The sequence below is a fragment of the Paenibacillus sp. yr247 genome (assembly GCF_900103825.1).
Taxonomy (GTDB): Bacteria; Bacillota; Bacilli; order Paenibacillales; family NBRC-103111; genus Paenibacillus_E.
Map to the genome: position 1 here is coordinate 1 of NZ_FNIF01000038.1, position 26,758 is coordinate 26,758.

At 44.2% G+C, this 26,758-nt stretch carries 28 protein-coding genes, 1 rRNA gene and 1 pseudogene; 11 read left to right on the forward strand and 19 right to left on the reverse strand.

From position 1 onward, the window contains the following. From BLT91_RS28235 to BLT91_RS28245, 3 genes are all read right to left on the reverse strand, one after another. Positions 1–210: ribosomal RNA gene (locus tag BLT91_RS28235) — 16S ribosomal RNA — on the reverse strand; the annotation flags it as partial. A gap of 291 nt (positions 211–501) precedes the next feature. After that, positions 502–780, reverse strand: a complete 279-nt coding sequence (locus tag BLT91_RS28240) for a hypothetical protein (protein WP_090827374.1) — start codon at positions 778–780, stop codon at positions 502–504. A gap of 156 nt (positions 781–936) precedes the next feature. Beyond that, entirely contained in the window at positions 937–2,127 is a 1,191-nt protein-coding gene (locus tag BLT91_RS28245; RefSeq protein WP_090827375.1) for an S-layer homology domain-containing protein, read from the reverse strand. 215 nt (positions 2,128–2,342) lie between these two features. Between BLT91_RS28245 and BLT91_RS28250 the strand changes: the two genes are divergently transcribed. The 4 genes from BLT91_RS28250 (at position 2,343) to BLT91_RS28265 (ending at position 6,936) form a co-directional block, all read left to right on the forward strand. Further along, positions 2,343–3,998, forward strand: a complete 1,656-nt coding sequence (locus BLT91_RS28250) for an FAD-dependent oxidoreductase (protein WP_090827377.1) — start codon at positions 2,343–2,345, stop codon at positions 3,996–3,998. Positions 3,999–4,167: 169 nt separating this feature from the next. After that, positions 4,168–4,944: a DeoR/GlpR family DNA-binding transcription regulator gene (locus BLT91_RS28255; protein WP_090827379.1), complete on the forward strand. Its 777-nt coding sequence runs from the start codon at positions 4,168–4,170 to the stop codon at positions 4,942–4,944. After that, on the forward strand, positions 4,937–5,761 hold the full coding sequence (locus BLT91_RS28260; RefSeq protein WP_090827381.1) for an HAD family hydrolase: 825 nt from the start codon (positions 4,937–4,939) through the stop codon (positions 5,759–5,761). The genes BLT91_RS28255 and BLT91_RS28260 overlap by 8 nt, the downstream gene beginning before the upstream one ends. Next, positions 5,758–6,936, forward strand: coding sequence for an MFS transporter (locus BLT91_RS28265; RefSeq protein WP_090827383.1), 1,179 nt, complete (start codon positions 5,758–5,760; stop codon positions 6,934–6,936). Before BLT91_RS28260 ends, BLT91_RS28265 begins: the two co-directional genes overlap by 4 nt. Before the next feature lie 80 nt (positions 6,937–7,016). On the opposite strand, the gene BLT91_RS28270 is transcribed toward BLT91_RS28265, so the two are convergent. The 4 genes from BLT91_RS28270 to BLT91_RS28285 all read right to left on the reverse strand — a co-directional run bounded on the left by BLT91_RS28270 (position 7,017) and on the right by BLT91_RS28285 (position 10,669). Next, complete coding sequence (locus BLT91_RS28270; RefSeq protein ID WP_090827385.1) at positions 7,017–7,562, reverse strand: hypothetical protein; 546 nt, start codon at positions 7,560–7,562, stop codon at positions 7,017–7,019. Between the two features lie 49 nt (positions 7,563–7,611). Further along, entirely contained in the window at positions 7,612–9,048 is a 1,437-nt protein-coding gene (locus BLT91_RS28275) for a DEAD/DEAH box helicase (protein ID WP_090827388.1), read from the reverse strand. Between the two features lie 112 nt (positions 9,049–9,160). Next, positions 9,161–9,682 carry an RNA polymerase sigma factor gene (locus tag BLT91_RS28280; RefSeq protein ID WP_254777180.1) on the reverse strand — a complete coding sequence of 174 codons (522 nt, stop codon included), beginning with the start codon at positions 9,680–9,682 and terminating at the stop codon, positions 9,161–9,163. Between the two features lie 171 nt (positions 9,683–9,853). Continuing rightward, the gene (locus tag BLT91_RS28285) at positions 9,854–10,669 is read right to left on the reverse strand and encodes an alpha/beta hydrolase family protein (protein ID WP_090827392.1); all 816 of its coding nucleotides are present in this window, start codon (positions 10,667–10,669) and stop codon (positions 9,854–9,856) included. A gap of 83 nt (positions 10,670–10,752) precedes the next feature. Between BLT91_RS28285 and BLT91_RS28290 the strand changes: the two genes are divergently transcribed. Further along, on the forward strand, positions 10,753–11,010 hold the full coding sequence (locus BLT91_RS28290; protein ID WP_090827393.1) for a DUF2573 family protein: 258 nt from the start codon (positions 10,753–10,755) through the stop codon (positions 11,008–11,010). Positions 11,011–11,049: 39 nt separating this feature from the next. Here the strand turns inward: BLT91_RS28290 and BLT91_RS28295 are convergent, their stop codons facing one another. Both BLT91_RS28295 and BLT91_RS28300 read right to left on the reverse strand, forming a co-directional pair. Further along, positions 11,050–11,826 (reverse strand): SDR family NAD(P)-dependent oxidoreductase, encoded by a 777-nt coding sequence (locus tag BLT91_RS28295; RefSeq protein ID WP_090827395.1) that lies wholly within the window; start codon positions 11,824–11,826, stop codon positions 11,050–11,052. 84 nt (positions 11,827–11,910) lie between these two features. Further along, the gene (locus tag BLT91_RS28300) at positions 11,911–12,369 is read right to left on the reverse strand and encodes a chemotaxis protein CheX (RefSeq protein WP_090827397.1); all 459 of its coding nucleotides are present in this window, start codon (positions 12,367–12,369) and stop codon (positions 11,911–11,913) included. 284 nt (positions 12,370–12,653) lie between these two features. Between BLT91_RS28300 and BLT91_RS28305 the strand changes: the two genes are divergently transcribed. Continuing rightward, positions 12,654–14,348, forward strand: a complete 1,695-nt coding sequence (locus BLT91_RS28305) for a PAS domain-containing sensor histidine kinase (RefSeq protein ID WP_090827399.1) — start codon at positions 12,654–12,656, stop codon at positions 14,346–14,348. Then, on the forward strand, positions 14,345–15,166 hold the full coding sequence (locus tag BLT91_RS28310) for a TIGR01457 family HAD-type hydrolase (RefSeq protein ID WP_090827401.1): 822 nt from the start codon (positions 14,345–14,347) through the stop codon (positions 15,164–15,166). The genes BLT91_RS28305 and BLT91_RS28310 overlap by 4 nt, the downstream gene beginning before the upstream one ends. 62 nt (positions 15,167–15,228) lie before the next feature. Here the strand turns inward: BLT91_RS28310 and BLT91_RS28315 are convergent, their stop codons facing one another. Continuing rightward, positions 15,229–15,807: a PadR family transcriptional regulator gene (locus tag BLT91_RS28315; protein WP_090827403.1), complete on the reverse strand. Its 579-nt coding sequence runs from the start codon at positions 15,805–15,807 to the stop codon at positions 15,229–15,231. A gap of 13 nt (positions 15,808–15,820) precedes the next feature. After that, positions 15,821–17,347 (reverse strand): MDR family MFS transporter, encoded by a 1,527-nt coding sequence (locus tag BLT91_RS28320; protein ID WP_090827405.1) that lies wholly within the window; start codon positions 17,345–17,347, stop codon positions 15,821–15,823. A 231-nt stretch (positions 17,348–17,578) separates the two neighbouring features. Between BLT91_RS28320 and BLT91_RS28325 the strand changes: the two genes are divergently transcribed. From BLT91_RS28325 to BLT91_RS28335, 3 genes are all read left to right on the forward strand, one after another. Then, positions 17,579–18,481: a LysR family transcriptional regulator gene (locus BLT91_RS28325; protein ID WP_090827406.1), complete on the forward strand. Its 903-nt coding sequence runs from the start codon at positions 17,579–17,581 to the stop codon at positions 18,479–18,481. Positions 18,482–18,551: 70 nt separating this feature from the next. Then, positions 18,552–19,358, forward strand: a complete 807-nt coding sequence (locus BLT91_RS28330) for a histidinol-phosphatase (RefSeq protein WP_090827407.1) — start codon at positions 18,552–18,554, stop codon at positions 19,356–19,358. A 143-nt stretch (positions 19,359–19,501) separates the two neighbouring features. Further along, positions 19,502–20,386 (forward strand): helix-turn-helix domain-containing protein, encoded by an 885-nt coding sequence (locus BLT91_RS28335; protein ID WP_090827409.1) that lies wholly within the window; start codon positions 19,502–19,504, stop codon positions 20,384–20,386. A 10-nt stretch (positions 20,387–20,396) separates the two neighbouring features. Here BLT91_RS28335 and BLT91_RS28340 read toward each other — a convergent pair whose 3' ends face one another. After that, positions 20,397–21,689 (reverse strand): MFS transporter, encoded by a 1,293-nt coding sequence (locus BLT91_RS28340; protein ID WP_090827411.1) that lies wholly within the window; start codon positions 21,687–21,689, stop codon positions 20,397–20,399. Continuing rightward, positions 21,680–22,219: a GNAT family N-acetyltransferase gene (locus BLT91_RS28345; RefSeq protein ID WP_090827413.1), complete on the reverse strand. Its 540-nt coding sequence runs from the start codon at positions 22,217–22,219 to the stop codon at positions 21,680–21,682. The genes BLT91_RS28340 and BLT91_RS28345 overlap by 10 nt, the downstream gene beginning before the upstream one ends. Before the next feature lie 97 nt (positions 22,220–22,316). Here BLT91_RS28345 and BLT91_RS28350 point away from each other — a divergent pair, with 97 nt between their 5' ends. Further along, positions 22,317–23,357, forward strand: a complete 1,041-nt coding sequence (locus BLT91_RS28350) for a ParB/RepB/Spo0J family partition protein (protein WP_090827415.1) — start codon at positions 22,317–22,319, stop codon at positions 23,355–23,357. Between the two features lie 6 nt (positions 23,358–23,363). Here BLT91_RS28350 and BLT91_RS28355 read toward each other — a convergent pair whose 3' ends face one another. The 6 genes and pseudogenes from BLT91_RS28355 to BLT91_RS28380 form a co-directional block, all read right to left on the reverse strand. Further along, positions 23,364–23,879 (reverse strand): N-acetyltransferase, encoded by a 516-nt coding sequence (locus tag BLT91_RS28355; RefSeq protein ID WP_254777181.1) that lies wholly within the window; start codon positions 23,877–23,879, stop codon positions 23,364–23,366. Positions 23,880–23,926: 47 nt separating this feature from the next. Further along, positions 23,927–24,298, reverse strand: a pseudogene (locus tag BLT91_RS28360) (amidase family protein); the annotation flags it as partial. 164 nt (positions 24,299–24,462) lie between these two features. Further along, positions 24,463–25,206 (reverse strand): phytanoyl-CoA dioxygenase family protein, encoded by a 744-nt coding sequence (locus BLT91_RS28365; protein WP_090827420.1) that lies wholly within the window; start codon positions 25,204–25,206, stop codon positions 24,463–24,465. A 182-nt stretch (positions 25,207–25,388) separates the two neighbouring features. Next, positions 25,389–25,805 (reverse strand): GNAT family N-acetyltransferase, encoded by a 417-nt coding sequence (locus BLT91_RS28370; RefSeq protein WP_090827422.1) that lies wholly within the window; start codon positions 25,803–25,805, stop codon positions 25,389–25,391. Positions 25,806–25,825: 20 nt separating this feature from the next. Further along, positions 25,826–26,320 carry a CYTH domain-containing protein gene (locus BLT91_RS28375; protein WP_090827424.1) on the reverse strand — a complete coding sequence of 165 codons (495 nt, stop codon included), beginning with the start codon at positions 26,318–26,320 and terminating at the stop codon, positions 25,826–25,828. A 209-nt stretch (positions 26,321–26,529) separates the two neighbouring features. Next, positions 26,530–26,697: a XapX domain-containing protein gene (locus BLT91_RS28380; RefSeq protein WP_090827425.1), complete on the reverse strand. Its 168-nt coding sequence runs from the start codon at positions 26,695–26,697 to the stop codon at positions 26,530–26,532. Positions 26,698–26,758: the final 61 nt, after the last annotated feature.

Below are 26,758 nucleotides of genomic sequence, written 5' to 3' on the forward strand. Positions count from 1 at the left end.
CTCCGTGTTTCATAGTTCTCTCATGCGAGAAAACCAGTTATCCGGTCTTAGCTATCGTTTCCGATAGTTATCCCGATCTTATAGGCAGGTTACCTACGTGTTACTCACCCGTCCGCCGCTAACTTATCCCGAAGGATAAATTCGCTCGACTTGCATGTATTAGGCACGCCGCCAGCGTTCGTCCTGAGCCAGGATCAAACTCTCCATAATAGTAAAACTATCTGAAAGCTTAATTGCTCATTTGCGTTGCTAGCGAGATTTTACAATCTCTTTTTTGGTCGATTACTCGACCGTGCTTACTCACTCGTTGTTCAGTTTTCAAAGATCAATTTCTTTCGTTTTCCGTCTCACTCTCGCGGCCGGATTTATAATATAGCATAATTCCACAACCAGATGCAAGCCTTATTTCTACATTTTTCGATAAAAATTTCAGCTCGTTTTGGCCGGAAGAACAATATATCATGGTCAAATGAAGAATGCAACACCTATTCTACATTATTTTCATTTACCCTCGCGATCAAGCACTTGCTCTACAAGTTCCTGCTCGAAGCGTTCTTTCAAAGCATCATTGCTGGGTCCTACGGATAAGCCGATTTCTTTGAATTCACGAATCACATTTTGAACTTCATCGAGGTTGCCCCCTTGCGCAAATTGTTCTGTTTGGTTAATCACATGATAAGCAATAGCTTTGTAAGCATCAGAAAAGCTTTGATCAACATTTGCAGCGACTCTGTAATCCGCATAATATCTTTTGAATGTATCCATAAGAGATTCGTTCATATAAGTCCCACTCCTTTCAAGATAAAGGTCAGTTTACCTCAATAAAAGGGAGATTATACAGATGAAAAGCACAATAGCTCCCTGCTATTAATAAGCAAGGAGCCAATTGTGTGTATTTAACCTTTTTCTATATCTTTCAGTGGTACTTATCTTATCTTATTTTACATCAATAGCCTTAACAAGTTGGTCTTGGCCTTTCAGCTCAACAAGATGATTTTGAGAGAAATTAGACAAATTGCCTGTTAGCGCAACATCTGCAGAAACGTTGTAGATCGTTGCTTGGTTGACGCCATTAACAACTTGATTAATGGAAATTGTAGCAATCTTGCCTTGAGCGTTAAGAGTTGTACCGTTTAATGTGCCCAGAACATCGAAAGAAGTGTTCGCTTGCGCCATTTTAGTCACTTCAACGTAAACAACTTGATTGTTAAAAGTGCGGACTTTCACTTCATCTCCAACTTGAAGAGCAGCAGCAGGAACTTTCACGCCGTTACGCAGAACGAATGCTTCCGGATGAAGGGCATATTGAGTTGTAGCGCCCGCTTTAGTAAGGGAAAGCGTGTTGTTATAAACCGCTGCGCTTACTGTACCAGTGCTTGTATTTTGATCTTGATCAGGCAGTTGGTCGTTAGTGCGGTCGAGCAATGCAGCAAGTTGTGCGCGTGTAACAGGTTGGTTCGGTCTGAATGTGTTGTCCTCAAAGCCGTCAACCAATTTCTTCTCGATCGCTTCTTCTACATAACCTACAGAACCCGCTGGGATTTTCTTCGCATCTTTAAATGGAAGAGTTGAATTCATTTTCGTTTTTGCTTCAGTATCCAATTTCAAAGCTTTAACCAACAATGTAGTCGCCCATAGACGATCTGCAGGTTGATTCGGTTGAACAGCATCATCGCTTTCTGTGAACAAATCGTTTTCAAGTGCTACAGCTACATACCCTACAGCCCATGAAGGAATTTTATCAGCATCTTTGAAGTTCAGCTTTGTTTGCATTTCAGCAGCGGATTCTGCTTTATCACGCAATCCCATCAAACGAACGGCAGCCGTGATAGCCTCAATGCGGGAAACATTGTTATGCGGTTTGAATGATCCATCTTCATAGCCTTCGAATACGCCTTTGGAAGCCAAGCTTGCTATGTAACGCAGTGCCCATTCAGCACTTTGCATATCATAGAAATTAAGGTTGATATTGATATTTGTGTTAATATGAATATTGTTCTTGTCGCCTTTATCACCTTTATGATCATCACGGTCATTACCTTTGGCAAATGCTGCTGAAGCGCCACCCATTACCATGGTTAGTACAAGACCTGTTGCTACTACTTTTTTCATTAAATTCTTCTTCATTATCGTTCTCTCTCCCTTATTCATATAATGTTATAAAAAGTGTGGAGCCTTCGCGAAGGGTTCCTGGTTATGCTACAAGAATTCGACATGCGGACTATGTTTTTGGGGGTAGTTATGGAAATCCTTTATATAAAAATTTCTCAGTCTATTAAATCCACTATGAAACTGCTAAACTGAAACCAACCATTTAAGACTATCGCTAAAGGAGTTTATACATGCGTTTACGAAATCCACGAGTCCAACTCGTTATTGCTCTAGCTGTACTGCTTATTGTTTTGATTGCATTTTCGTTTAGCAAAATTTGGCCTAAGCAAGAAAAAATGGATTCAGCAGCCGCATCTCCTTCTTCCATCGCGCATCAAAACCCTCAAGCCGTTAGTGAAGGACCCGGAGTACCCTTAGTTGGAGTAAAGAATGAGAATGCTAACGGCTATCCAACTGAACACATTGATGTTGTCGTGATCGGCAGTGAGCTTGAAGGTCTTTACCTGGCCAGAGCTGCAGCAGATGAAGGGTTGAAGGTTAAAGTACTGGATCCTCATAAAGCTTTTGGAGGTCAAATACTCCAGAGTCAAATGTTATTTCTCGATGAAACACGCGACGATCAAGGTCATTTATTAATACAGGGCCGCGTGAAAGAGCTTTTCGACGGTTTCAGAAACGCCAAAATTCGCAAGCTTCCCGAATTTACTACATATATGAATAAATTAATGAAAGATATTCCGATAGAATCCGGAATTGTTATTAATGAGATAGAGCAAATAAACACGCCTGATCATATGCACAAAGTCGCTTCTATCGTTTATAGTACGAATCAGAATGAAAAGAAAAAGATTACAGCCTCCTATTGGGTCGATAATAGTGATTACGCGGCGTTAATTAGCCGACTGGATGCGAAACGATTGCCAGGCCTTGAGAAGTTCTATGGTCAAAAAGACATTGAATATATGAGTGCTGGCATGATGATGAAGTTCACCCATGTCGATTGGAAGCAGTTTAATACCGCTTTTAATTTATTAAAACCCGATGAGAAATCGAAACAATTTGGTGGCGGTTATGTAAGTGATAGTTTCGCTATTGGGCTTAGCGGTATGACTAAAGCCTATCATCCTTCCAATGATCGCGTATTTCTAAGAGGATTAAATGCCGTCAATCAACGGGATGGAGAAGTATTAATTAACGCGCTTCTTGTATATACTGTAGATCCTTCGAGGCCTGACTCCATCCAAGAGGCTGTTAACCTGGGCAACAAAGAAACAGCCTTGATTCTGAATCACTTCCGTAAAACATTACCTGGATGGGAGCATGCGGAATTAGGCGAACTTCCTGCGTATCCTTATGTACGAGAATATAACCATTATGAAATGGACTATGTTTTAAAGCCATCGGATCTGCTTTCAGGCACAATGTTCTGGGATAATGTCAGCATTGGCGGTTATCCGCTTGATTTACAGGGCACGAGTGCGAATAAGTGGGGTATTGAAATGGGGCGTCCAGATAAATATGGCATGCCGCTTCGCAGCTTTTTACTGAAAAACTATGAGAATGTCATCGCGGCTGGGAAAAATGTTGGCTCCTCTGCCATTGCTTACGGAAGTACAAGAATTCAACCAAACACGAGTCTAGCCGCAGAATCAATCGGTGTTATATTAGGCCAACTGCATGGCAATCAAAAGCTTAGGGAAATCAATCCTGAAGAGATGGCCAAACTACAGCAGTATTTAGCGCTCCATTATCAAATCAAGCTTACCGGTGTAACAGGTAAGAATAAAATCAGCGGTTGGAACGAAGAAGAAATTAGAAAGCTTGATACCGGAGAAATAACGTATCCGACTTATATTCAAACCAGAAAAAAACCAGCTGCTAAATGATGAAAGACCGTGCATTCGTTCCAGGGAGCGAATACACGGTCTTTTTTATGGAGAAAATCGATTAGATTTCTTAATAAAAATATGGTTGAAAAATTACTCATGCAGCCATATAATTAGCAATATACTTAATATTACTTATAATCACTTAAGTGAAAGGAGTTATCATCCCTTGTTTCAAGAAGAAAGACTTATTTCAATTGTCGAATACTTAAAATCAAATAAGCGCATTACCGTTGATCTTATTTGTGAGCTCTACGATGTTTCACGGGACACGGCTAGACGTGACATGGTTAAGCTTGAAGAGCAAGGCCTTATCGTTCGGACGCGCGGCGGCGCAATCCTCCCTACCCTTTCCAAAGAAGTAGGCAATTATGATCAAAGACTGCAAGCCGAATCCTCCTCGAAGTTAACGATTGGCAAAACGGCCGCACAACTTATTCAGGACGGCGATTATATTATGATGGATGCCTCCACTACGGTTCTGCACGCTGCTAACGCGCTAAGCTCCACACATAATGTTGTTGTGACCAGCTCTATTGAAATAGCAGCAATTCTAACTCGTAAAGATGAAACAACGATTCATGTTTTAGGCGGTGTGCTGGATAACAAACATCATAGTGTCTACGGAGCGAAAGCGATCGAGATGTTAAATGACTATCATGTCGATAAACTGCTTATCGGTACTTGCGGAATTACGGAAGAAGGGCTGTCTGCTCCAAACGAAGAGGATAGTTATTTGGTCAGAGCCATGATGCAGCATGCAGACCAAGTTATTGTACTAGCGGATCATTCCAAATTCGGTAAACGATTGTTTCACCGCGTAGTGGGATTCGAGAGCATTGATATCCTCGTAACAGATCAGGACTTAAGCCTTGAAATGAAAGAGAAATTACTTGCATGTGAAGTGGAAATCGTTTTAGCTGGAGGAGAAGACCAACATGATTAAGCTAATCGTAAGTGATTTGGATGGCACATTACTCGATCATAGTAAGAAAGTTAGCCCCCGAGAATTAGACGCATTGATCAAAGCCAAAGAAGCAGGCATCAGACTCTGTTTAGCCTCAGGAAGAATGAATATTGAAATGCAGCAGGTATTGGAGGAAATAGGTCACCAAGCTTATTCCGTATCGCAAAATGGCGCATTCATTCACTTGGAAGACGGGACGTTCCTTAAATCACAGCTTTTCCAACCTGATTTGGCGTATCAAGTGTACCAAGTGCTTAAGGATTTTGATCTCGTCAAGCTCGTCTGCTCGGGCGAAGCGAATTATATCACGCATCTGACTCCCGCTTCCGATGAGGTTCAAGCGAGAACATTCCAACCTTTTATTGTAAAAGAAGATATAGAGCAGTCTTTGAAAGGGGAGCTTGCTGTTTGCAAGTTTTCGCAATTTGGGAAAATGGAAACACTTTTGGAGCTTAAGGCTCTTATGGAGAAAATGCTTGGCGATCAATTAGAAATGTTCATTTCCGACAAAGATTGCCTTGATATTATGCCTCTCGATGTTTCAAAAGGCAGCTCTTTGCTTGTTCTTATCGAAAAATTGGGCTTGCAGCCAGAGGAAATCGCTTGTTTCGGGGATTCTTTCAATGATGTGTCGATGTTCGGCATCACCCCTCATAGTTTTGCTATGAAAGGTGCTCATCCGGAGGTCAAACAAAAAGCAGTCTACCATGTAGATTCTGTAGCAGAAGCCATTGGTCATGTATTTGCCTATAACGAGAAGTATGTATCCGAACAAAAAGGAACTTCTCTAGTATGAAAAGACTACTAATTATGGGCTGCTTGTCCTATTTATTGACAGGCTGTACCCACGTTATATTCGGAGCTGTTTTACCTGAATTACTTGCACATTACGGACGAAGTTACAGTGACGGAGGACTGCTTGTTTTCTTAGAATTCGGAGGCTTCCTACTGGGTGTGCTTTCTATGCCTTCTCTCATCCGTCGTATTAGTCGTAGAAGTACCATTACTACGGCTTTTGGGCTTCTCTTCTTCGCCATGGTTGCCGTCGTGCTGCTGCCGCCATGGCCTATTGCGGTATGCCTGACATTCATAGCCGGAGTTTCTTTCGGACTCGTCGAATCCAGCATAAGCACCTTCGTATTAATGGCTGCAAAGGATCAACAAGCGACTGCTTTCAGCAAACTCGAGGTTTTTTTCGGACTTGGGGCGTTAATAATGCCGCTTGTGTCTAGTCTCCTAATTGCAAATGGCCTATGGAAATACGGATTCATGATATTGGGATTAAGCGCTCTCGCTACAGGCTTCATCTGGTCAAAGCTTTCCTTAGGAGAGCATGATGAGTTGTTAGCTCACAAAGCGGATCGTACTCAGCAAGCAGAGAAGCTCCCTGCACTCACGAAGAGCTCCTTGGCGTTTCTTTGTCTGTTCATGATTGTTTTCTTCTTATATGTAGGTATGGAAAACACCATCGTTAATTTCTTGCCATCGATCTTTATCGACCAATTACATGCTTCAAGCTCAGTTTCATCCCTCGCCGTAACAGCCTATTGGCTTGCCATGGTGGTAGGCCGTATATTTGCCGGTATTGTTGCCGAGAAAATGACTTATTTCCGTTACTTGGCCGTTTCTTTTGCAGCTAGTTTGCTCACGGTACTATTATGGGTGTTTAGCACGCAATTATGGAGCAGCTTCGCTATTGTTCTCTTACTTGGATTATTCATGTCGGGTATGTTCGCAGTTGCACTCATTTACGCGAATCAACTGCTTCCGGGGCGTACCGAGCAAACGACAAGTACACTTATCGCTGCTGGTGGTTTAGGCGGTTCCGTTCTGCCCTTAGGCGTCGGTTGGGGGATGGATCGATTTCATGTTGGCATATCAATTTGGTTTGTATTAGTAGGCATGGTTGTGGTATTAGGAATTATTTTATACTCTCGGAGATGGGACGTTCATACTTCCAATTCCTACTGAAGATAAAAAAAGGGGCCGTCCCAAGAGCCGTGTTAGATGGCTGAGGGATTGCCCTTTTTTGACTCCTTCTTCAAAGTATCTTATCGCAACGGCTTTAATTGGATGATCATGGCTTTTTCCTCGAACACTACGTTCTTCACACCTACAAGGATTGGCAAGTGATCTTCAATAGGAATTTCCATAGGAACAAGTGGCAGCCATTCGCTTGGTATCTGTATGCCTTTGACTTGCGTATTTCTATGTTGAATGACCAGATTCGGCGGGTTCCACGCAAGGGTGAACATCATTTTGGCACCGATGGATACTTGCTCATGCCACCTGACATTCAAGTCAGCCTCAAGGTTAGAACCTTGAAGCGTAAGCTTCGCACCTTCGATTCGAATATCGTTAGGAAGAGCTTTATGTGCAGCTAACTGCTTCTTTACCAGATCATTGAGGTCCTGCTCAGTTAGCTGCACCTCAAGCTTCCGGTTCTTTATCATGTCTGCGATCTTACTGCCGATCGCGATTTCTTTATAATCGAGGTCTAGCGCCTCGGTCGGTTTGACGTGCCGGATGATGATCACCAGAGCAGCCATAAGGATGACAAGAACAGCTATGGCGAAAATGAATAATTTCTTCAGCACGTTTCACACCTCGCAGATGACAATTTGGCGTTGCCCACGTAGACTTACGCTACTCTTTGTTCTGCTGCTTTTCTTTGAGCCAGCGAGGAGCGCCCTTGCTCTTGCGATCTCGCTCGCGCTCAGCTTTGCTGAAGGCCTTGCCACCGGAGGCCGTGTTCGCCTGCGCTGCCGGCTTCGCCGGGGCAGCGCTGCTCAGGCCGCGCGCGTCAGGCCCCGCGGCGCTCGTGCGCACCGCGCCCGCTGGCGCGGCGGCATCCCGCGCGCTGGCGGAGCCGCTGCGCGTGGGTGCTGCTCCGCCGCTCGGGCGCGCAGCTTCACGGCGGCTGCGCATCGTAGCCGCACTGCGGTCTTGGGCCGGATCGACGAGCCGGCCTTCGTACATCGCCTTCGGCGCGATCGTGATACCGAGCTGCTTCTCGAATTTGTCGAGAATGAACAGCTCCTTCGGTGTCACGATAGAGATGGCCGTGCCCTCGCGGCCCATCCGACCTGTCCGGCCTACGCGGTGGAGGTAGTACTCCGCGTTTGTTGCAGGATCCAAATGGAAGACGTGGGTCACGCCTTCAATATCCAGCCCTCTAGCGGCAACGTCCGTCGCCAGCAGCAACTGAAATTTCCCCTCACGGAAATTCCCCATCACTTTGGCCCGATCCTGTTTGCTCGCTTCCCCGTACAAAGCTTCAACGGACAATCCAACGTATTGGAGTTTGCCCACCACCTGGGCAATATCGTCCGTGACATTAATGAACACAATCGCTGAGACAGGCTTAATCAGACGCACAAGTCTTCTTAGGGTATCAATCTTTTCACGTTCTTGGCATACCACATACATGTGTTCTAATGTTTCAGCCGTTCGCTGACTCGGATTGATTTTGATAATGACAGGTTCCTTCAGCCACCTTCCAGCAGCTTGTTCTGTGCTTTGCGGGATCGTCGCGGAAACAAACACCATTTGACTGGACTTAAGCATCCCTTTAAGCACGGCTTCAACATCCTGCATGGAACCTAATTCGAACACTTGGTCCACTTCATCAACAATACCTATTTTCACATGATGCAAAGTTAGCTTTTTTATTTTCATAAGCTCGAGCAAACGACCTGGCGTCCCAACAACAATGTGAGGGTGAAGTCGAAGTTTTTCCACTTGTCTAACAATCGCGGCTCCGCCAATAAGAGATTGAGAACGAATCGGACCTCCTTCAGTCAGTTTCTCAATCTCCTGCATGATTTGCATCCCTAGCTCTCTGGTGGGAACTACAACAAGAACCTGCAGTTGTTTTTGCGCAGGATCAATTCGTTCCAGTGCCGGCAACAAATACGCTAATGTTTTACCCGTACCCGTTTGAGACTGGATAATTGCATCTTTTCCTTGCTTTAAAACCGGTATCCCCTCTGCTTGAATCGGCGTTGGCTCACCAATACCTAATTCTTGCAATTTATCTAAATAAATCTGCGCAATTTGCAGTTGTTCAAAGCTTGTACTCAATGTAAGAAAACCCCTTTTCTCTTCCAACCTAATTACCTTATTATATGCCACGCCGTAAAACGATACAAATCGACAACCACAGAAACAGCAAAAATAGGAGTCCTCAAGACTCCTATTCGCCAGTTCCCCACTCTTCCAGCAGCCTCTGCTTGATCACATCTCGTGCCCGGAACAAACGTTGTCGTACGACTCCCTCCGTAACACCAAGCTCGCTGGCCATATCTTTGTACGATAAATTATGAATCCATTTCATCGCTATAATTTGTCTGTATGAGGGGCTAAGTTCATTGATGTAAGTGATTATGGCTTCTCGCATTAGCTTCAGTTCGACTTCTTTGTCTAGAGGCACCAAATATTCCGAAGTTGGCGCCGCTTCCTTAATGCACAGCAGGAGTTCGGCTTCCAGCTCTTCCCGGTTGCGTTTGTGCTTACGAAGATGGTTAAGTGTTACATTTCGGGTTAGCTTCTTAACCCAGCTTTCATATTTATCAATTTCATGAAGTAAAGGCGCCTTGCGCACAGCTCGAAGAAATGACTCCTGAATGATGTCTTCCACTGCAGCATGATCTCTTAAAATAAAATAAATCATGGGATATACAAGGATGTAGAACTCCTGATATATCTGTTCCTGCATACTCTTATCTAATGTATAAAAGTCACTGCTAAATATCAGTCTCAGAGACTTCGAAATAAACGCCCCCTAGCCAACCAGGTAGAACAATAAACTGTTCCTTCCTTATTTTAGGGCATAAAAGAGGAGTAAACAATAAAAATAATAAAATTAAGTGAAAAAAGGAGACAAGTCCTACTTATTTAGCCTAAGCTTCTCACTTAGCCATGCAAAAACGTCATCCAGCGCCTTTTCATCTTCTTTTCGCGGAAATCGATGTTCAAGTCCCGTAAAAAGGGCCATGGTATATGCTTTGCCTGCTTGATCCAGGGCGTTAGCCAGTTTTCTTGCTTGACCAATGTCAACTTGTGAATCATTCGTGCCATGGATAATATAGATGGGCGTGTCGATTTCCTCTACCCAATAAGCCGGGGATCGTTCAATATATGCCTCGACTTGTTTTTTTGGGTGTCCGACAACGCGTTTCAACATCCGTCGAAGATCCACACGCTGCTCATAGGTATCTAACATGTCACTTACGCCTCCCCATACGACAACAGGACCAACACCGCTGCACTCTCTGGCTGCGCGCATGGCCATGACGGCACCTCTGGAAAATCCGATCAGTGATACTGGACCAGGCAAAACTTCATCTAATGACTGCACCATCGGGATCGCATGAAACAAATCATACCGGTCCTCCCCGCCAAAATCCTCACGGCCTTCACCACCTTCATTGCCCCGATAATAAGGAGCAAAAATGACATAGCCGCGCTGGGCCATCGATATAATTCTTCGTTTACGAACCATCCCAACTCGTTTAATGCCGCCGCGGCAATAAATGACAGCAGGACGCCGACTTGTCCCATCTGGAACGGCTAAAAGGCCCTTCACTTTTAAACCCTGGCTAACATAGGTAAGTACATAAAGCGATATATTTTTCATGAAGCAGCGAATTTGTTCTTTTTCTAACAATTGACCATCTTGTATATTAGCCGGTACAATGGACATGGGTTCCCCCTTTTTTGACAGCTTTCATGTCTTCATTTAAACTAAAAGTACTCAACCTATTTTCCATCCGAAGGGATGAAACTATGAATACAGATTTTGAGAACGAATTTAACTCCTTAGTGTTCAAAACGGCTGAACTCATCACGGGCGATACTTCACCTGAAATGATTGAGAAAATTAAAATTTGGGCATTTTTTAATCACGTTCATAAGTCGCTGCCGGCATTAACCTCCCACTGGAATCAAACTCATCCGGAAGGCAAAGCCGAAGTACGTCGCATTTTCGAAGAGATTCGTGAATTGAATCAAGCCATGCAAACGAATAAACCGGATCAGAAGTAAGAAAAAAGCGGAATCCCAATCCTTGGATTGGGACCCGCTTTATTTTTTATTTAAGACGCCTGATGCCAAACGGTCAAATATTCGCGGAAACAAGTGAAATAATTTGATTCCCAGTCCTGCGACAAAGGGAAGATCTTTCTCAGGAATATCTCTTTGTACGGCATGTATGAGTTCTTTTACGACTTTTTCCGGTTTTAGCATAAACCAAGCCACATTTTTGACATAGTTACCACTCGGGTCTGCTCTATCAAAAAAAGGCGTAGAGATGGGTCCCGGGTTAATGGCTGTTACAAAGATCCCAGTCCTCGTCAATTCCTGCCGTAGGCTGTTCGTGAAGCCGAGTACAGCATGCTTCGTTGCGGAATAACCGGTGGATTTGGCCGAACCGATTTTCCCTGCCATAGAAGCAATATTCACAATATGACCGCTTCCGACCTTCAACATATGAGGCAAAACTGCTTGTGTACAGCGGACTAAGCCCATGTAATTCACGTTCATCATTTCTTCAAAATGACCAAGCGGCGCCTCTGCAAACGACTCAAATATCCCGTACCCTGCGTTATTTATCAGAATATCGATACGACCGAACTTAGCTATGATTTGTTCTACCACTTCATTTACTTGCTGCGTGTTCGTTACATCCATCGCGTAAACAGCATGCTGCCCCTGCAAGCCCGCTGCAATTGTTTCAAGTTTATCTGTGTTGCGTGCTGTCAAAATGGGGATTGCTCCTTTGGCAGCAAATTGCTGTGCCATAACAGCTCCAATCCCGCTTGAAGCGCCTGTGATCAAGACGATTTTGTTCGAAATGTTCAACGTGATTTCTCCTCATTTGAGTATATTACAAAAAAATGGAGATACCGCTATAGCAGTACTCCATTCATTCTAACATATTTAAGTCTAGGCAATTAATACTTGAATGTCCAGTACACCAATACTTTCCATGATCAAAGGTATGGTCAATGCCTTCTTCGGCACGAATCCCGCAGCTGTCGCAGACTGAACAATTTTCGGTGGTGTGATATCCACCCTTACCCCCTGATTAAAGAGCATTGTGCTTGCATTACCGCTAATCATATTCCCAAGCTCGGATATAGCGCTCTTACCCATTTCGTCCATTTCTGTAATAACAAATCCGCCCATCATGGCAGAGACCATCTTCAAAGCAACATCCTCAGCCAAGCCAAATACAATATCGCCTTCCATTTGCCCTGTCATCCCGATTTGGATCCAAATATACTTTTCCACAAATTTGACGTCTTTGACGCCGAGCTGCCCAGTCGTTGGGCGAATGTTAGCAACTTGCTCGATGACAATTCTAGCCGACTCCAAAAAGGGATTAATGTACTCAGCCTTCATAGCTCCGCTCCGATCTCATTTGGGAATAAATTCCACAGAAAAACGACCTTTTTCAACATTATACCTAAAAAATCGGGACAAGTATACTGTCTTTTTTCATAAAATAGTTCGTTCTACTCAGATACACAAACTCATCCTGCCTTCATACTTGATTTGTCGAATATCTTTTCATTCGTTCTTCGTTAGTAGGAAATTCAACAAAGATAAGCAAGAATATATAAATACGTGTCGAATCCAGATACACTATGAACAAAAATTCTGTAAAGGAGCGCTGAAAGTCTATCATGATAAAACAGCAAACGACAACAGAAAATTGGACTTTATACCAACTTGCGCTTGTTTATCATATTGTTGCGATTACTTTGATCGGTGCGGATTTCTTCTTTTTGCATCACCTTACATACGTGCAAGATAACCAACTTGTGGGAATAGCTATCGATATTGTCGTATTTTGCTCAATTCTTGGACTAGCCTTATATGGAATAAAAACGGTAAAAAGTAGAGAAACCTCCATTCTCGAAACCGCTGAGCGATATAGATCACTGTATGACAATCATCCTGATTCCATTATCTCCTTTAGTTTGGACGGCGTGGTTCTGTCCGCTAATCATAGGTTGGAAAGTCTTCTTGGAGTGGGTCGTGAGACTTCAAAGCCAACTTCCTTTATTCCTATGATAAGTCCACCCGATCTCCTCAAGGCATTGCATCATTTCCAGGTGGCTTCTGCGGGGTTGCCGCAAAATTTCGAGGCTGCTTTTATTCATCAAAAAGGGTTTCCTATTCCGTCCAATGTTACATTTGTCCCAACAATGGTTGATGGCCATATTGTAGGGGTTTACGCTATTCTGAAAGACCTTACCGAACTCAAAGAACAGAAGAAGGAAATCGATAAGCTGTATAAGCAAAATCAACTCATTCTCAATTCTGTCTCCGAAGGTATTTATGGGATTGACATGAGTGGTAGTACCATTTTCTGGAATCGGGCTGCTGAAGCTATCACCGGTTGGAAAGTGGATGAAATGCTCGGCCGGCAAATTCATAATCTCATTCGACCCGTTAGGAGCGATGGAACTCTATATCCACCTGAGGAGAGTCCCGTTTTGAACACGATTCTGAATCGTGTAGTCTCGGAAATGAAAGAGGATCTGTTCTGGAGAAAGGATGGCACCACCTTCCCCGTCGAGTATAGGTCCAGTCCCATATTAGAGAGTAGAGGCCAGATCCTAGGCACGGTTATTACGTTCAAAGATATAACCCAATTGAAAAAGACGCAGGAGCTGCTCATTAAATCAGACAAGCTGTCTGCAGTTGGGCAGCTGGCTGCCGGTGTTGCCCACGAAATCCGTAATCCATTAACTGCCTTGAAGGGATTCCTGCAGTTGTTAAAGAAGAATAGTACCAAAGAGCAGTATTATATCGAAATTATGCAAAAAGAACTGCAGCGCATTGAATTTATCGTGAACGAGTTCCTGTTTGTTTCCAAGCCTCAGGCGACACATTTCGTAACCCGGACCTTGGATTCGATTGTCATGAGCACGATTGAACTCCTTCAACCACAAGCGCTGCTAGGAAATATTGAAATCGAAGCAGAGATTGTTCCAGATCTCCCGCCTGTCTTGTGTGATGAGCATCAGATTAAGCAAGTTTTCATTAATATTTTGAAAAATGCGTTGGAAGCCATGCCACAAGGCGGTATATTACTTATCCAAGCTGTACCCGACCCTAACGGACGCAACATAACCATTCGCTTCATCGATCAGGGGTGCGGAATAGCACCAGAGCGGCTGCCCAAGCTTGGAGAGCCTTTCTACAGTACGAAGGAAAAAGGGACGGGACTTGGTCTTATGGTCTGTTACCGGATTATTGAAGCTCACGGCGGATTGATGGAAATTCGCAGCAAGTTAGAGGAAGGAACAACGGTAGCAATCACACTTCCTTCCATGCAGGTAAAAGAGAAAAAAGGAGTGTTAGCAATATGAAAGGTTTTCTGATTGATTTGGATGGTACGCTGTACCGGGGGCATGAACCGATCCCCCATGCGGCGGCTTTCATACAGTGGCTTCAGCAGCATCGCATGCCTTATTTACTCGTGACGAACAATTCGTCACGCACACCAGAGCAGGTTGCCGAGCATCTGCAAGAGCTCGGCATAGAGGTTCCAGCGGAGGCCGTCTATACTTCGTCACAGGCGGCCGCTCAGTACTTGACTGAGCAGCGCGGAGGATACCGCGTACATATGGTAGGCGAAGCCGGACTGAGGATCGCCTTGGAGGCGTCCGGCTTCGCCTTGGACGATGCGACGACGCCGGACTACGTCGTCCAAGGCATTGACCGCAGCTTCACCTACGGGAAGCTGATGGAAGCGGTCCGCCATCTGAAGCATGGCGCGTCCTATGTATTAACCAATCCCGACCGCATGCTGCCGTCGGATGGAGGACTTATGCCAGGGGCTGGCTCCCTGGCAGCCGCGATCACCGCCGCCTCGGGCGTTGAGCCCGTGGTGATCGGTAAGCCTTCGCCGATCATCATGGCCTACGCCATCGAGCGGCTCGGGCTGCCTGCCGCCGATGTCTGGGTCATCGGCGATAACGTGCATACCGACATCCGCGGAGGCGCAGCGGTGGGGTGCCGCACAGCGCTCGTGTTGACCGGTGTCGCTACGGCGGACAATGTGCAAGAGCAGCTGATGTCGGCTGGCGTGACGCCGGACTTGATCTGCGATGATTTGGAGCATTTCATCGAGCAATTCAATATCAGCGTTTCCTTGCGAAATCATGTAAAAAAGTCATTTTTGTAAATAAAGAACCTCCAATCCCACATTCAGTGGTTTTGGAGGTTCTTTATTGCATTTCGCGGGATTTATTCTAAACGATCCCAATCCACTTCGAGCGGCGAGTCCTTCTCGTGCAAGCAGCCTTCTCTAGCATCCTTTTGCAGCTGCTCTAGCCATTTTAACTCGCTAAATGCACGCTTGTAGGTACCTACCATCATTTGTAAGACAACTCTCGGGACAGTGGAAATGTGTTCCTGATACAAACTTTTCATCTTGTTCATTACCATTTTTTGCGCCATAATCTTATTTTCAAGAATGTCGGCAATTTTCGCCTGGTCGCCATGAACGGTGAAGGGCAGGGCCACATAAAGCGGATGGTAGTGCTTGATTTCTTCATGTAGCTGCTCAACTAAAAGCTCTTGAAACTTAAGCTTCCCGGCTTCGGTAATATGAAAGATCGTTTTCTCTGGACGATTCGTATCCCGCACAATTTCATGCGCTTCAACGAGTCCGTCCTTGCGAAGTTGATCCATCGCATAATAGAGCGAACCATCTTGCAGCTTCATGTAGTTATGCATGCCTCTTTCTTTCATCGTTTGGAGAATTTCATAGGTATGTCTGTTGGCTTCCATCAACAATCCTAGTATGACGAGCTTTATCGACATGGATGTCAACCTCCTAGTGTGCTACAGGCACACTTCCTTTGACAGGAGCCTTGCCCACTTCAAGCTTAGCATTTCCCATGAGTAAAATGAACACGAGACCGATCACGGCCAGTACAATGGTTGTTTGGAAGACAACTGCAATGGAATCAGCCAATGCGGTAAGAAGCTTGTGCAGCACTTCCGGTGGTATGTTACTTCGAACCTGCGGCTGAAGCAGTATGCGAGCATCATGAAACTTCTCAGCCAAAGCAGGATCATTAAGGGATGCTGTAATATTATCTCTTAACGAGTTGACTTGAATACTGCCGAATACCGCCACCCCGATAGCCGAACCCACTGATCGGAAGAAACCAACTAGTGAAGTTACTGTGCCTCTGCGGCGGAAATCTACTTTATGCAGAGAAGACATCGATGTAATCGGGAAGCAAGCACCAATACCAAGACCTAGAAGAATCATATAAGTTGTAATTAGCCAACGTTTGGAATCGATAGAGAGCCCGCTTAAGAGCGAAGTTGCGATAAGAAGGAAGCCAATTGAAACAAGCATGACGTTACGATAAGAGAACTTGCCGATAAAGCGTCCACCCAATGCACTGCTGACAACAACACCAAGCATCATTGGCGTTAAAGTAGAGCCTGCGCTTGTAGCTGAGCCTTCAAATACGCCTTGAATGAACAATGGAATATAAGTACCAGCCGATATCAAAACAGCACCATAAGCAAAGCTGACACCCATGCTTGAAGTGAAAAGCCGATTTTTGAACAAATCAAGAGGGATGATCGGTTCTGCTGCATATTTTTCAATTATAATGAATGTACCTAAGAGCACTGCAAATCCAGCAAACAAGCCAATGATTTGTAAGGAATCCCAAGCATACTCTTTACCGCCAAGCTCTAATGCGAACATGAGGGAAATAATCGCTGCTGTTAGTAAAATAGTACCGCCCCAATCAATCTTCGCCTTGCTGTGTTCCACGGACTCGTAGTAAGAGAAAATGATTAATAATAAGGAAACAACACCCAGTGGAAGATTAATAAAGAAAATCCACTCCCAAGTCACATGGTCTGTGAAATAGGCGCCAATGATCGGGCCAAGTACGCTGGATAAACCGAATACGGCTCCAAACAGCCCCTGCATTTTACCCCGTTTCTCAGGTGGAAAAATGTCAAATATAATCGCGAACGTAATTGGCATAAGTGCACCGCCGCCAATACCTTGAATGGCACGGTAGATGATGAGCTCAGTCATCGATGTTGCAGTTCCACATAAGGCAGAACCAATCATGAACAGAATAATACCGATAATAAAAAATAGTTTGCGCCCATACATATCGGATAGCTTACCAAAAATAGGCATGGCTGCCACATTCGCAATCAAGTATGCAGAAAAAACCCAGACGAATTGGCTGAAGCCGCCTAGTTTAGACACGATGGTTGGCATTGCTGTTGAAACTATTGTCTGATCCAGCGAAGCCAGTAAGAGTCCTAACATCAACGCGACAACCGTCCAGGTTGGATTTGACTTACGTGTTAACGACATGAGTTGAATCTCCCTCTTGTTTCAATTTTATATATATAAAATATTATAATCAAATTTGAGTAATTAGCAATGTGAAATTCACTAAATTGACATGGTTGTCCTTGTTTATCCAGAAACATTGCCGACTCCGGTACTCCTATCATATAATAGGGTTACAAAAGGTTTTTATGCCCTTTACAATTTCGATAAATTTTATTTGTATCTTAACTATAAAAAGCAGGAGGTATGCTCATGAATATGAACCAGTTAGAAACATTGCTCACCATCTCCAAAACGATGAGTTTTCGTAAAGCTGGGGAAATTCTTAACTTGACCCAACCTGCCGTTTCCGCACAAATAAAGAGCCTTGAAGACGAATTCGGCACAATTCTCATTGATCGCAATCAGCCTGTTACTTTAACGGATAGCGGGAAGCTGTTCTTGGAGCATGCAGAAAAAATACTGCGGATCGCCAGTGACCTCAAGCAGCGATTGTCCGACTTACATCAAACACCACAAGGCCATATCCATATCGGCACGACAACTTCCATTGCCATGCAAATTTTGCCGAGGGTGCTTTCTTATTTCCAAGACCAATTTCCACTGATCAAGACGACCATTCATTCCATGACGTCATCCCAAATTATGACTTCCGTGGAAAATAGTCAGATTGATATTGGGATTAGTTATTTGTTCGAAAAAAATCAAGCATTAGAAACTTCCGTTCTATATTATGATAATTTCGAGCTAATTGTCTCCTCCCAGCACCCGCTCAGCCGTTTTGCTCATTTATCAATTGAAAAGCTGCGCAATATTCCTTTCATCATGCTTTCTCCGGAAACAGCCGGACGACGATTCGTTGATCAAATCTTTAAAGTCTACGATGTCTCTCCCCATATCGTGATGGAACTCTCTAGCAGCGAGGAAGTTAAACGGATGGTGGAATTAAATCTTGGAGTAGCCATCATCTCCAAGTTATCCGTGGCGGATGAACTACGCCATGGAACATTGAAGATGGTCAAAGTGAACGAACTGGATATTACCCATCCAGTAGGTGTAGTATATAAGTCAGGACGCTATTTAAATTCTGCGATGCAGCAGTTCCTTCGAGATCTAAAAGGTATGCCGGAAACTCAGTTTCTTGGTTCAGAATAATGATTAAATTCGTAAAGTGAATGCTTACGATGCAAGTTTTCTAACGAAAACTCTCAGGAGGTTATTTAGTATGAAATTTGATCTACATACCCATCATGACCGCTGTGGACACGCTAAAGACTCTATCCGTGACTATATTGAAGCCGCTATCGCCCGTGGATTGCAAGTCATCGGAATTTCTGACCATTCTCCTTATTTCGGGAGTCCCAAAGATCAGGCTCAACCCTTAATTGCAATGGCCAAGAGTGAGTTCCCTCGTTATGTCGCGGAGGTCCTTCAACTAAAAAAAGAGTATGAAGGAAAAATTGATGTACTTCTTGGTGTAGAATCGGATTTTTTCCCAGAGCATGTTAAGTTGTATCAGCAAGAATATGCCAAATATCCGTTCGATTACATCATCGGCTCTGTTCATTTATCAGGCGGCGTCAGCATCTTTAATCGCAACAGATGGAAAAATCTAAATGAAGAGCAGAAAATCAATCACAAAGAAGAATACTATCGCCTTATTGCGGAATCCGCACGTTCGGGCATGTTCAATATTCTAGGCCATATTGATGCGATGAAAGGCTTCTACCCAGCTTTCTCTGACATCTCTACACCTAAGGTGAACGAAACGTTGAAGACTATCGGGGAATCCGGTGTAGCGATTGAAATTAATACATCCGGAAAAACGAAGGACGTAGGCGGCTGGTATCCTTCCCACGAAATATTGGAGCAAGCGCTGCATTATGGCGTTGAAGTGACATTCGGCTCAGATGCGCATATGCCAAGCCGAGTTGCTGACGATTGGGAAGAAGTCAGCAAGACATTGAAAGAGATTGGATTCAAACATTGGATCTATTTCAAAAACAAACAAAAACAAATCGTTCCACTATAAGCATACAAAACTCTCCCTCGCTGCCTCAGCGGGGGAGAGTTTTGTATGTACTAGTCAAGATCATCAGCTGATCTGGAGTCTTGCACTTTTCACAGATAGTGTGAAACAATAGATGCAAATGCTATCCTGTGGAGGGAAGTCCGATGAAGACTCATCTAGGATATCTTGGAAACCTGAGGCCTACCGTCAATTTCTCTAATTATTTTCAAGCCCCAGCAGGAACCTATTGGGGACCCCGCACCATACCGGACTGTCAGCTCATCCTCATCGTATCTGGCTCTGCCAGTTTCGAATTTGCAGGCAAACGCCTGGATTTACTTCCGGGAAATTGTCTTTTTTACGGATCGGATACCCCGCATCGTTTAGCGATTTCATCCGACGGGCCGTCTACTTTAGGCAGTATTCATTTTAGTTGGGACTCAGCTTCAAGCGAGGCGATTCATCCGGAACCAACGATTATTTCACATTCCATAGAACAATTAACCACTCCTGCCAAAACCTACACGATTCATGTGGAAGGACATGGGGATGTGGATATATGGCACTTTTTTGAAATCACTAAGCTAGAGAGTCTATTTGCTAGAATTGCTAAAGAATTCGTTCACCAAGATCCTGGCTATGGTTCTATCGCACGTGGATATCTCATCCAGATCCTTACCACTTTATTGCGTTACCAAATCGATAAACGATTTCGAGCTGCCAACGAGCAAAGTAAGATCGCCGCGTCGATGGAGGCCATTCAGAAGGATTCGTCCCGTAATTGGTCCACGCCCGAGCTCGCAGCCATAAGCGGCTATCATCCTACTTATTTCGCTGAGTTGTTCCGTGAAGCAACCGGTTATTCTCCTAAGCACTACTTAGTTTTAGAACGCGTTAAACAAGCACAACTGCTTTTACTTCAAGAGCAATCCATTGAAACCGTCGCTATGAAAATGGGTTATTCCAGTATTCATTATTTTTGCAGAAATTTTAAATCGATTACCGGATTAACGCCTTCTGAATTTAAACAACGCAATGTCGAACTGTGAGGCCTTGTGATCACATCGCTTTCGCGGCTGCTGCGGTTGCAGGTGATGTGCGTCGAATTCGAACAGCCATGATGGCTGCAATCATACATACAAAACCGGCCATAAGGAATGGTAAGGTATAGCTTCCTAGCAAATCTCTGAGCAGACCTGCCTCATAGGCAGCAAAAGAGGCCCCCAGTTGGTGCGCCACAACGACCCAACCAAACACCATCCCCGCCTTCTCTTTACCAAAAATGTCGGAAGCGATCTTCACTGTCGGCGGAACGGTTGCGATCCAATCCAAGCCATAGAAGACGGCGAAAATAAGAAGTTCTGTATAACCAAAGCCAAGCGCTTGCGGTAGAAAAATAAGCGATATTCCGCGCAGCCCGTAATACCAAAAAAGCAGCCAGCGCCCGTCAAACCGATCGGTCAACCAGCCTGACATCGTAGTCCCTGCGAGGTCAAAAATGCCCATAAGCGCCAGTAATCCCGCCGCGGTCACTTCAGGAATGCCAAAATCACCACAAGCCGGTATGAGGTGAGTACCAATTAACCCATTCGTGGAGAAACCGCAGAAAAAGAATGTGCCGGCAAGCAGCCAAAAGGCCTTGTTCTTACTGGCGTCTCTAAGTGTAAGCAAAGGCGTCATAAATAGATTGCCTTTGAATGCGGCAGGCTTAACGATTTCCTTAGAGCCATAGGGAGCAGCACCTACGTCATACGGATGATTGCGCATCCAGATAGCGACAATAGGGATTAACACTATAATCACTGCAATCGCTGCATAAATGGCATAGCGCCAACCAATTTCGACGGTTATTTTAGCCAGAAGAGGTAGAAATAGCAGTTGTCCTGTCGCCGCACTAGCCGTCAAAATGCCCACCACTACCCCTTTGCGCTGGGCGAACCAGCGATTCGCGACCGTCACGCCTAACACGTTGGCCAGCGAACCTGTACCAAGCCCAACCACGACCCCCCACAACAATTCAAACTGCCACAGAGATGTGATCATAGGCGTTAGCGAGAGGCTGGCAGCAATACAAATAAGGGATATCAGCACTACCCGACGTGTCCCAAAACGTTCCATCAACGCTGCCGAGAACGGTCCCATCAGGCCATACAAGAAAATATTAATTGAGACCACAGAAGATACATCCGCGCGGCCCCACCCGAACTCTTTTTCAAAGGGAAGCATGAAAATACTAGGCACCGAGCGTATACCTGCTGATACAATCAAAGTAAAAAATGTAACCAGAACAACAATCCATCCGTAATGCAGCTTTGAGCGCTTAGTAACTGTTCCCACCCTATTTACTCCCATTCCTCGACCAAAATCCCATACACCTCATGGTCATGATAGCCATTCTGATTGAACTCGGCTTGCCTAATCGTTCCTTCATGCTTGAAATTCAACCTCATCGGAATTGCGCGGCTCTTGAAGTTATCTGTACGAGCTCTGATTTCGATCCGATTTAAACTCAGCTCATTCCATGCATAATTGATGATACACCTACAAGCGTCGGTCATGATTCCCTTCCCCTGGTAACCCTCAGCAAGCCAGTATCCAATCGAAGTTTTTTTATTCCCCCAATTAATTTCATGAAGACCTATACATCCAACAATTTCATTCTGATAAAAAATGCCGCAAGAAAAGCCATTGTTCTTTGCAAAGCGGCTAAGCTCAAATTCAATATAAGCTATGGTATCTTCTACTTTTGTTGTTTTATCAACCCAAGGAAGCCATTTCGCCAAATGCTCTCGATTTTGGTTTACCAAGTGATATAAGGCATCTGCATATCGGACTTCGAGTATTTTTAATTCGAGTTCTTCCCTTATTTTACAAGTAAACATCGTTGACCTCCGGCTTCCCATTAGGATTTTACATTTCCACGATTTGCACCTTGTTATATAATGAACCAAGGACAACCTGAACGAATGGAGAATTGATATGGATATTCTTGAAATTCCTATGAATTTAATTGATGAGGACACGGATCAGCCCAGGTATCAATTTGATGAAGAAGCACTGCAAGAGCTAATGAAAAGTATTGAGGAGATTGGCTTACTCTCTCCGATTAAAGTGAGAACAACCGCTGAAAACCGCTACAAAATCATCTATGGGAATCGTAGGTACAAAGCTAGTAAAATGCTAGGAAGACCCACCATGTCCTGTATTGTATCAACGGTAACGGATGAGTTGGAAATCTATTTGGAACAGATTGCGGAGAATCTGACGCGGGAAGGCTTTTCGCCGATTGAGGAAGCCGAAGCCTTCCATAAGCTTATGAATGATACCAAATTCAGTTCCTCCATTAAATACCTTTCCAGTAAACTTGGCAAGCCCGAATCCTACATCAAAAATAAATGTGACTTGTTAAAGTTTGGTAATTCGGTCAAAAAGCTGATCGTTAGCGGCACGGAAATTCGCAAAGATAAACTGACCGAGGATCAATTGTTACCTATCAAGGATTTACCGATTGAGCACCGCGATCCGCTTGCTTTGATTATTGCCAGAGATGAACTGCCTGTAAGTGATGTTAAAAAGATCGCTAAAATGTTCAAAGATAAGGATATTTCAGAGAGCACCAAGGGTAAGCTCCTTTATAAAACGGGTCATGATTTAGTCGAAACTTGGTCTGTTTTTCAAAACAATCGAGCAGAACGAGCCAAGCCGGCCGCCGAGAAAGCTCCTGCAAAAGCTCAAAAAGCAGAGAAAGCCAAAGAAACGTCGGAAACAGCATCGAACGAAAAAACAGAGATGACTTCGCCAAATGGGCTGCAAACAGCTAGCCCCATTCAGGTCAAACTGCAGCAATTGCTAACCGCTTTTCCTGCTCCTAGTGATCTTCAAGCTGAAGCATTAGAAATCGATGCCAATGACAAAGAAAAATTTCTGAGTGATATTAACACCTTAGTCGGGACTTTAGAAAAACAGTTGGATGCATGGAAAAAAGTTAGAGAGCTTGCCTTGGGAATGAAATTAGGATAGGCTCTATTAACTATTTTGATATTCTAGCTTCTTCGCATAGCAATGCCTTGGAAGACCGCCATACATCGAGCGGGAGAATTGAAATGTGAACCCTGCAGCTTCTAGATTTTGCTGACTTATCGAATTTTTAGGATGTACGGTTGCGTAAAGGTATAACATATCCTTTTCCCGCGCACGCTGTTCCCTCCAGGAATGAAAATGCCGCTGTAAGCCTTGCCCTCTGACCGATTCATGGACAATCGTTCCTTCAAGAGAAGCAACTCTTAGCAAATCCGCTTCAGGTACTCCAAACTCTCGACCGAGATTGCTGACGCTTAGACCCGGAAATGCAATAACGGTATAAGCAACGAGCATATCGGCCTGAAAAGCGCCATAAATCTCACCCTTTTCTTCGACATAAGCGTACAAGGCTTCTAAGCGGTCCATCGAATAAAGGGTATTGGAAGGAAGACGCGACACCACGTCAATCATTAATGTTTGCACTTGCAGTATGTCTGGTTGCCATAATCGCCTTAATTCCAAGATGAAATCCTCCTCAGGTCTTAGATGTTCCTACAAAGGTGATTCGCCGATGTTTCCGTTCCAATTGCAACAGCTGCTAAATTCGCAGCAATGGCCGCTGCTGAGCCAGAGCTTGAACCGCCAACAAATAATTCCCCAGGGCCGTAAGGATTTAAAGTTAGTCCGCCTCTTGAGCTATAGCCCGCCCAAATCTCATTAGACATGAAGCCTGCCCATTCAGTCATATTCGTTTTACCTAGCAATACAGCCCCTGCTGCCCGAAGCTGTGCCGCAACGAACGAATCTGCTGCTGCGAAAGATTCTATGCGGGTTAGATACGTGTGAACCAATTGTTCGGAAGTAACCATCCCCGTATTCATCTTATGCTGCATACTTGCTATATCTGCTTCTATGATCCATTTATCCAACCAACTCTCCATCTGTGCATCCCCTTCTGGTTCTAAGTCCTATTAACACTTTTCTCTGTAGGGTATGAAGTTCCTGTATTTGTAAGTTGGGGAATTTAATTATAGTTATATTTGCAATAAAAAAAGCTAACCCTTTTCAGCCAGCCTTGGCTAAAAAAGTTAGCATTACGGCTCCTTTAGTACAGTGAAAATTTTTCTCTCAAATCTTCCCGTTGCGTAACAAACGAATCCTCACGAATGTAATGACAAACATAAGAACGGCGCCAACGGTTCTTACTCCGATTCTTGTTGGACGAATGAATAAGCAGCTCACTAAAGAATAGGATATCCCCTTTTTCCATCTCAACAGGAATTTGCTTACTGAGGTCGGCGCCTTCCGTCTCATCTGTCCATGATTCGTGTTCCTCCAGGTTCTTCACAGCACCATGAGGCAGCAGTCCAAGTTTATGTGTGCCAGGAATGACCCATAGACAACCATTCTCGATATCCACGACATCTTCCATGGCAATCCATGCGGCAATCATCGTCATTGGATCATTTTTAATATAGTAGTAATCCTGATGCGAAGCCTGGCCTGGTGATCCTGGTTCTTTATAGAAATACATACTCTGCACGCAGTTTGCCTCTTTGCCCATTAATTGAGCTAGCGTGCCTCGGATCATGGGAAGCTTCATCATTTGCCGAGAAAAGCTATCATGCTTATGAGGATTAAACAAACGCAAAGAAAACTTCTTGCTTTCTTCGCAAGCTGCCCAATGGGGTATTTCCGATTGATTGCGAATATCATAGATGTGTCCATTAAAGGCATCGATCAGATCGCTGCTGCAGCCTTTCTTAATGAGTAAATACCCATCTCTTTCAAACTGCTTATACTGTTCTTCCGAAATGGGTGACAAACGGTTTTCTTTTGCTGCAAACATGTAGACATCCCCTCTCCAGTATGTGAACGGAATAGATCTTTCTTACTTTCATCATACTGCCGAGGTCTTCATTCAACAATAGCTGTAATTATCACTTTTGTATCTGAGATTGATCATCCCTGGTCCATACAGAGCGCAGCTTTCTGGAAGGTTGTATATCTATTTCCCTCTTGCCAAAGGGTTTATCCGTTCTCGGGTGCTCTTCTCATAAAGCGTGCGGCATCACGCTCAAATCCATATTGCTCGTAGAGCTCATGGGCATCTTTGGTGCCGAGTATCCCAACTAGATCCTTCAGATCTTCTGAATTTGTTATTGTTTCAATCAATTTCTTCCCGATGCTTCTACCTCTATAATCCTCATCCACATAAACATCCGCTAACCAATACATCGTCGCATGATCTGTTACGATACGAGCAAATCCAATTTGCTTTCGATCATGGTAAACTCCAACACAAAGGGAAGCTTCAATCGATTTTTGGATTGTTGTAATTGATCGCTTATTTGCCCAATAGCTCCTTGACAGAAAACCGGCAATTACGTCTATTTGCAGCAATTCCTTCTCGTCGCTAATTAAAAGCTCATCAAATTCATATCTCATATGTATCCCCCCAACAGCCATTATTTTTGCGTCTGCAGCTGCACCCACATCGACTTATTTCGGAATTCTTCCTCCTGCCCTAGCTCTCGCCCGAACCAGGCAGGTATCGTAAAGCGCCCAGCAGTTTCAATGTCTGGAAACTCAACTTCTACCACGGCCAGATCCACTTGTTTATACTCATCTATTTCAAAATGTAATCCCTGATATTCCACCGTGGTACGAATCTTCTCTAGCGGAACTAATCCCGTTCGCTCCAGCAGCTGCTTATATACAGGTTCCGATATGTTGTATTCAATCTCTTCTCTTACTAGCCCATGACCGGATTTGAAAGTATGCGTAAAATGCGATTCACCAGAGCTATCAACCAATTGGCGCACTCTAATTTCCTGATCCTCCGAAAAGGCTAAATAGGTTTGATAAATGTACTGCTTTGAAACTAGCTTAATCTCTTTGTTATCCAGTTCAGCCGCAGGAAATGCGGGTAATAGAAATTTTCTTTCGATTTCGGCACTCATTGGTGATGCCCCTCTCTAAGTAAATCATTTTTCTTTCATCATTTTACCACGTCACCGTAACGGTTGGGAGCCCCGCTTATTTAGCGAAGACTATCAAGCCTATGTTGTCCGATCAAGAGTAATAAAACTAGATATCCTGGAAATGCAAACATCTGCCAAAGATACTCTGGCAGACGTTTATACAAAGATTCATGAAAAAGACAATGCCCTTACGTGAAAAGCTTGTTTACCCATTCTACCAGCTTACCGCCAACGTATATGCCCATTATACCCATAACCGCTGAAAATACAGGAGGCGCAGGAAGCGGCAGTCGAATGTATCTAAAAACAACCCCGACAAACGCTCCCGCTGCAAAAGCAAGGATAACTTCTTTCATACATTTCACCCTACTATTCTTTTGATTAATCATGTACAATCAGTTTCAACCTGCATGTGAT

Excerpts from the sequence above, each read along its gene's own strand:
- BLT91_RS28335 (WP_090827409.1), top strand. The coding sequence starts at position 19,502 with ATGAAGACTCATCTAGGATATCTTGGAAACCTGAGGCCTACCGTCAAT.
- BLT91_RS28285 (WP_090827392.1), bottom strand. The coding sequence starts at position 10,669 with ATGTCCATTGTACCGGCTAATATACAAGATGGTCAATTGTTAGAAAAA.
- BLT91_RS28250 (WP_090827377.1), top strand. The coding sequence starts at position 2,343 with ATGCGTTTACGAAATCCACGAGTCCAACTCGTTATTGCTCTAGCTGTA.
- BLT91_RS28310 (WP_090827401.1), top strand. The coding sequence starts at position 14,345 with ATGAAAGGTTTTCTGATTGATTTGGATGGTACGCTGTACCGGGGGCAT.
- BLT91_RS28245 (WP_090827375.1), bottom strand. The coding sequence starts at position 2,127 with ATGAAGAAGAATTTAATGAAAAAAGTAGTAGCAACAGGTCTTGTACTA.
- BLT91_RS28345 (WP_090827413.1), bottom strand. The coding sequence starts at position 22,219 with ATGTTTACTTGTAAAATAAGGGAAGAACTCGAATTAAAAATACTCGAA.
- BLT91_RS28320 (WP_090827405.1), bottom strand. The coding sequence starts at position 17,347 with ATGTCGTTAACACGTAAGTCAAATCCAACCTGGACGGTTGTCGCGTTG.
- BLT91_RS28370 (WP_090827422.1), bottom strand. The coding sequence starts at position 25,805 with ATGAGATATGAATTTGATGAGCTTTTAATTAGCGACGAGAAGGAATTG.
- BLT91_RS28305 (WP_090827399.1), top strand. The coding sequence starts at position 12,654 with ATGATAAAACAGCAAACGACAACAGAAAATTGGACTTTATACCAACTT.
- BLT91_RS28265 (WP_090827383.1), top strand. The coding sequence starts at position 5,758 with ATGAAAAGACTACTAATTATGGGCTGCTTGTCCTATTTATTGACAGGC.
- BLT91_RS28240 (WP_090827374.1), bottom strand. The coding sequence starts at position 780 with ATGAACGAATCTCTTATGGATACATTCAAAAGATATTATGCGGATTAC.
- BLT91_RS28340 (WP_090827411.1), bottom strand. The coding sequence starts at position 21,689 with ATGGGAGTAAATAGGGTGGGAACAGTTACTAAGCGCTCAAAGCTGCAT.
- BLT91_RS28260 (WP_090827381.1), top strand. The coding sequence starts at position 4,937 with ATGATTAAGCTAATCGTAAGTGATTTGGATGGCACATTACTCGATCAT.
- BLT91_RS28315 (WP_090827403.1), bottom strand. The coding sequence starts at position 15,807 with ATGTCGATAAAGCTCGTCATACTAGGATTGTTGATGGAAGCCAACAGA.
- BLT91_RS28350 (WP_090827415.1), top strand. The coding sequence starts at position 22,317 with ATGGATATTCTTGAAATTCCTATGAATTTAATTGATGAGGACACGGAT.
- BLT91_RS28280 (WP_254777180.1), bottom strand. The coding sequence starts at position 9,682 with ATGCAGGAACAGATATATCAGGAGTTCTACATCCTTGTATATCCCATG.
- BLT91_RS28300 (WP_090827397.1), bottom strand. The coding sequence starts at position 12,369 with ATGAAGGCTGAGTACATTAATCCCTTTTTGGAGTCGGCTAGAATTGTC.
- BLT91_RS28290 (WP_090827393.1), top strand. The coding sequence starts at position 10,753 with ATGAATACAGATTTTGAGAACGAATTTAACTCCTTAGTGTTCAAAACG.
- BLT91_RS28380 (WP_090827425.1), bottom strand. The coding sequence starts at position 26,697 with ATGAAAGAAGTTATCCTTGCTTTTGCAGCGGGAGCGTTTGTCGGGGTT.
- BLT91_RS28330 (WP_090827407.1), top strand. The coding sequence starts at position 18,552 with ATGAAATTTGATCTACATACCCATCATGACCGCTGTGGACACGCTAAA.
- BLT91_RS28375 (WP_090827424.1), bottom strand. The coding sequence starts at position 26,320 with ATGAGTGCCGAAATCGAAAGAAAATTTCTATTACCCGCATTTCCTGCG.
- BLT91_RS28365 (WP_090827420.1), bottom strand. The coding sequence starts at position 25,206 with ATGTTTGCAGCAAAAGAAAACCGTTTGTCACCCATTTCGGAAGAACAG.
- BLT91_RS28325 (WP_090827406.1), top strand. The coding sequence starts at position 17,579 with ATGAATATGAACCAGTTAGAAACATTGCTCACCATCTCCAAAACGATG.